The 4,048-nt window shown below is 69.0% G+C and carries 10 protein-coding genes; 7 read left to right on the forward strand and 3 right to left on the reverse strand.

Annotated features, from left to right (window positions below; all coding sequences use genetic code 11):
• The 4 genes from ACFYPN_RS33610 to ACFYPN_RS33625 form a co-directional block, all read left to right on the forward strand.
• Positions 1 to 210: hypothetical protein (locus ACFYPN_RS33610; RefSeq protein WP_389303683.1), on the forward strand; the 210-nt coding region annotated here is incomplete at its 5' end.
• Positions 211 to 212: 2 nt separating this feature from the next.
• Positions 213 to 470, forward strand: a complete 258-nt coding sequence (locus tag ACFYPN_RS33615) for a hypothetical protein (protein WP_389303685.1) — start codon at positions 213 to 215, stop codon at positions 468 to 470.
• 11 nt (positions 471 to 481) lie between these two features.
• Positions 482 to 904, forward strand: coding sequence for a hypothetical protein (locus ACFYPN_RS33620; protein ID WP_389303687.1), 423 nt, complete (start codon positions 482 to 484; stop codon positions 902 to 904).
• Positions 894 to 1,256 carry a hypothetical protein gene (locus ACFYPN_RS33625; protein WP_389303689.1) on the forward strand — a complete coding sequence of 121 codons (363 nt, stop codon included), beginning with the start codon at positions 894 to 896 and terminating at the stop codon, positions 1,254 to 1,256. Before ACFYPN_RS33620 ends, ACFYPN_RS33625 begins: the two co-directional genes overlap by 11 nt.
• 56 nt (positions 1,257 to 1,312) lie before the next feature.
• Here ACFYPN_RS33625 and ACFYPN_RS33630 read toward each other — a convergent pair whose 3' ends face one another.
• The 3 genes from ACFYPN_RS33630 to ACFYPN_RS33640 are packed head-to-tail and all read right to left on the reverse strand — an operon-like array spanning position 1,313 to position 2,943.
• Positions 1,313 to 2,167: a helix-turn-helix domain-containing protein gene (locus ACFYPN_RS33630; protein WP_389303692.1), complete on the reverse strand. Its 855-nt coding sequence runs from the start codon at positions 2,165 to 2,167 to the stop codon at positions 1,313 to 1,315.
• Between the two features lie 19 nt (positions 2,168 to 2,186).
• A complete protein-coding gene (locus ACFYPN_RS33635) occupies positions 2,187 to 2,711 on the reverse strand; it encodes a DUF6879 family protein (protein ID WP_389303695.1) in 525 nt (174 codons plus the stop codon).
• The gene (locus tag ACFYPN_RS33640) at positions 2,683 to 2,943 is read right to left on the reverse strand and encodes a hypothetical protein (protein ID WP_389303697.1); all 261 of its coding nucleotides are present in this window, start codon (positions 2,941 to 2,943) and stop codon (positions 2,683 to 2,685) included. The genes ACFYPN_RS33635 and ACFYPN_RS33640 overlap by 29 nt, the downstream gene beginning before the upstream one ends.
• A gap of 192 nt (positions 2,944 to 3,135) precedes the next feature.
• Between ACFYPN_RS33640 and ACFYPN_RS33645 the strand changes: the two genes are divergently transcribed.
• Genes ACFYPN_RS33645 through ACFYPN_RS33655 form a run of 3 tightly spaced genes read left to right on the forward strand, consistent with a single transcriptional unit; the run spans position 3,136 to position 3,667 of the window.
• Positions 3,136 to 3,333 carry a hypothetical protein gene (locus tag ACFYPN_RS33645; protein WP_389303699.1) on the forward strand — a complete coding sequence of 66 codons (198 nt, stop codon included), beginning with the start codon at positions 3,136 to 3,138 and terminating at the stop codon, positions 3,331 to 3,333.
• Positions 3,330 to 3,476: a hypothetical protein gene (locus tag ACFYPN_RS33650; RefSeq protein WP_389303702.1), complete on the forward strand. Its 147-nt coding sequence runs from the start codon at positions 3,330 to 3,332 to the stop codon at positions 3,474 to 3,476. The genes ACFYPN_RS33645 and ACFYPN_RS33650 overlap by 4 nt, the downstream gene beginning before the upstream one ends.
• Positions 3,473 to 3,667, forward strand: coding sequence for a hypothetical protein (locus ACFYPN_RS33655; protein WP_389303704.1), 195 nt, complete (start codon positions 3,473 to 3,475; stop codon positions 3,665 to 3,667). The genes ACFYPN_RS33650 and ACFYPN_RS33655 overlap by 4 nt, the downstream gene beginning before the upstream one ends.
• Positions 3,668 to 4,048 lie beyond the last annotated feature (381 nt).

Consider the following 4,048-nt stretch of genomic DNA (forward strand, 5'->3'; position numbering starts at 1 on the left):
CCGTCGAAGGGAACCCCCGTCGTGGCCACCACGGACAGCAGGGTCGCGGCCCTGCACACCAACCTCACCGCGATCGGTGAGATCGGCACCACCGCCAAGGGCACCACGTCCGGCCGCGTCGAGCACGCCGCCGGGTACTACCTCGCCCACATCCTCGACGAGGTCCGCCAGCTGCGGACTGAAGTCGCCGCACTCACGAAGGAGTCCTGACCATGACCGATCCCCTGCTGCCCACCGCCGAGACCGTCATCAAGACCGCGAAGACCTACGGCCGCGACCTCGCCGAGCGCGTCGTCTCCACCGGCCTCCAGGCGTTCGTCGGTGGCCTCGTCCTCACCGAGCCATTCGACATCGGCATGTGGCAGGCCGCCGGCGTCGCCGGAGTCGCCGCAGCCACCTCCCTCGTGAAGGGACTCGTCGCCCGCTGGCGCGACGTCACCAACTCGGCGTCCCTCGCCCGGGGGGTGTAGTGCGCGCCGCCTTGTGGCGGCACCTTGGGTGGCGTGGCCTCGCCCTGGCCGGGACTGGCGCCGCCTGGGTCGTCGTCGGTCTCGGCCTGCTCCTCACCGACCGGCCGGCCGTCCGCGCAGCGACCGGACCGCTGATCAGCCTGATGTGCCTCCAGGGCTGGGGCGGGGTGTGGATCGGCTGCGGCATCCTCGGCCTGGCCGCCGGGGCCGCGCGCCCCGGCCGGGACGTCTGGGGGTTCGGCGCGATCAGCCTCCCACCAGCCGTGTGGGCGCTGTCCTACGCCACAGCAGCGGTCATCGGCCGGTACGCCCCGGGCTGGGCCACCGTCCCCGTATACGGGGCCATCGTCCTACTCATCGCGATCATCGCGGCGCTGACAGGGGGCCAGAGGCGTATCTGTACGTGCGAGAGAGGGGGGCACAGTGGGCGGTGACGGCACCGTGCTCGGCGTAGTGATCGCCGTGGTCGGGCTCATCGGGTCGGTGCTCGTGGCCCGAATCTCCACACCACGGCCGGCACCCACCAACGAGCGGATGCCGCTCGACGCGGGCGACGCCGACGAGCTGCGAGTCAGCCCGGAGATCTGGCGCCGGTTCGAGGTGCTGGAGGCCAAGGTCGACCACCTCACGAACGTGGTCGAGACAAAGAAGATCGAGGTCACCACGCTGGAGAAACTCCTCCGCCAGTCCATGCGGATCATCCGCCGGGCGAACCGACGCCTGGCCGCACGCAACGAGATACCCGAGGAAATCCCCCGGGAGCTCATCCCCTACAGCATCGAGTAGTCCACGCCCCCGTCCTGGCCACATGCCGGGGCGGGGGCGATTCGTCGTGTTCGGGGTCAGCCGAGTGCGTCGATCGCTTTCACGATCAGGGCACGGGCATCGGCCCCGTACACGGCCAGGCCCCGCAGCTTCTCGAAGGCCCGGACGTAGAGCTCGACCTCCGAGGGCTGGGTGATGTTGACCTGCGCCGACAGCAGTTCCACGGACACGAAGTTGTCGTCGTAGACGTGGAACACCTCCTGCGGCCACATGCCCCGTGCGCAAGTTGCCGAGGGGATGATGCCCAGCGACACCGCCGGTAGCGCACCTGCGGTCAGGAGGTAGCCGAGCTGGGCGGCCATCGTGTCCGAGTCGCCCAGTTGGTAACCGAGCACCGCCTCCTCGATGAGGAAGACGAACCTTCGTCCCGGCTCGCGAATCACCTGTGAGCGTTCCACCCGGGCAGCGCCGGCTTCCGGGCCGTCGTTGACGGGGAGGCCCCGGAACTCGGCGATGCTGGAGAGCAGCGCGGCGGCGTACCCCTCCGACTGCAGCAGCCCAGGCACCAGCGTTGGCGAGTACACCCGGAACAGTTGGGTGGACCGGAAGAAGTCCACCCAACTGTCCTGCAGTTGCTTCATGCCGGCGCGCACTTGGTGGCGCCATTCCTGGTAGGCCGTCTCCGCGTTCAGGGATTGGGCGACCAGGTCGGCCGTCTGGTCGGCCTCGCCGCACGCGGTAGCCCAGCGCCTTATGTCCGACGCCGAGGGAGCGGTTCGCCCGTTCTCGATGCGGGACGTCTTGGCGTGGTGCCAGCCGCACTGGGCTGCCAGCTGAACCACGGTGAGCCCTGCCCCCTTGCGCAGGTCGCGCAGCCGGCGCGCCACGGTGTCGCGGGCGGCTTGGGCGGACGACGAAGGAGAGATGGGCATCGAGTTGCCGGCGCTTCTGCTAGCGGATCTTGAACTGCTCGTGCGGGATCGCCCGGGCCCACACAGCGCGGAAGGCTTCGGTGCACAGCTTGGCCGCCGCCGGGTCGTTGGTGATCTCCTCGCCGAGCGAGGCGCCGTCACCGGAGAAGTGGTTCCAGTGGACCCACTCGTCGTCGAACAGCCAGAAGTCGTTGCCCGGTAGAGCAATATCGGATGCCTGGCGGCGGGGCAGCCACCGCACCTGCTCGCCGGCCGCGACGTTGGTGAACGTCCCGTCGTAGAGGAACTGCGTGTACTCGCTGACGGGTTCGGACACGATGCGGGCCCGTTGGACGAGGGCGCCACGACCCACGGTGTCCTGGATCAGGTCGAGCCACGGCCGCCACCAGGAGGCCCGGTCGGCAGGGTCGTAACGGTGGCCGGCGCGCCAGTCGGCGAAGGGGCCTTCCTCGTAGTCGACGGCGTAGGTGTCGCGCATCTCCAGATGTACGGCTGTCCGGCAACCGGCGATCAGTTCATCGAAGGTCGGTTCGTTCGAGGACATCGCATGCCTCCCTGATCATGTCCACCATGTTGGCGGGGATTCGGATGACGGCCTCATTCTCCGGGATCCCTACGGCGTGGCCGGGGACGGTGAAGGCGGCGGCCTCGGCTTCGAGTTCGGGGCTCGGCTTCCATCCCTGGAACACGAGCTCCCTGCTGTCCTCGTCGACCCACACGGTCGGGCTCTGTTTGTCCCCGGTGCTGGGGTCAATCCCGATGAACAGTAGCGACATGCTGACCTCCGGTAGCCGGGCTGTGCAGTTGTGTGCACCAGGGTCGGACCGGCGGCTGCAACGGGTCAAGAGCCAGAAGCAGCCATGCACCCGCACGTGTGACCGATGTGCACACTTCTGCACATCCGTGGTGTGCACGCACGCAGCGTCCCTACGGTCTCCGTACTCACCGCGACGGGAGGCGCCGACCGCATGACCGCTCTGGTTGATCTGCCGAATCCGGCGACGCTGTCCGACGCACAGCAGCGCGGCGCCAGCTGCGTCTGGTGCGCATCGTTGCTGACGCCCGGCGACGCCCACGACCTTGGCCCCCGGCCCGATCCGGCGTTCGTCTGCGCCACCTGGTTCCCCCGCTGCTGCCTGACCTGCTGGGAAGGACGGACACGATGACCACCACCGAACAGCCCCTCACCGCCGAAGACCGCGCGTACCGTGCGCTGATCATTCACACCGAGCGGTGCGCGACGTGCCGCGCCAGCAAGACGTGCGACAACGCCACGACGCTCGGCCGGGCGTGGAAGGCTGCCCGATGAAGATCTGCATCGACTGCGACCAGGCCATCGTCGGCGAAGGGATCGTCGTCGCGGACGGGCACTCCATGTCCGGCGCCCGACCCGACATGTACGCCCATGTCCTCGGCGACGAGGCGTGCCAGCCGCCCGCGCGCAGCCGCGGCGGACAACACCGACGGGCGATGGCCGAGGAAGCCGCGCGCCAGCGCTGAGACCCCCGCTCGTACTCGCGTCGGCGGCGGCCGGGTGCGGGCGGGACCGGGTCCGGTCGGCGTACCCCGTCGTTCTGGCCGACCGGAAGAGCAGCCCCCGTCACACCAGGCGGGGGCTGTTTCGTGTGCCCATTGCCGTGCGCGGGCGGGTACGGGACAATGGAATTCGCGCAGGTCAGACCACTTCGGAACCCGAGGGTTTGCGTGAGCGGTGCGTGAGCGGAGATCCCGCAGGCTCCCAGAATTACCGGAGTCAGCCGGAGGGGGAGCCGATGAAAGCCCCTGATTTACAGGGCTTCCAGAGTCATCCGGAGTGAGCCAGACTGGAACCTGGCGACTCATAATCCGTCGGCCGTGGGTTCGAGTCCCACCCGCCCCACC

Origin of the sequence: Streptomyces sp. NPDC005576 (assembly GCF_042871745.1) — a bacterium.
Taxonomy (GTDB): Bacteria; Actinomycetota; Actinomycetes; order Streptomycetales; family Streptomycetaceae; genus Streptomyces.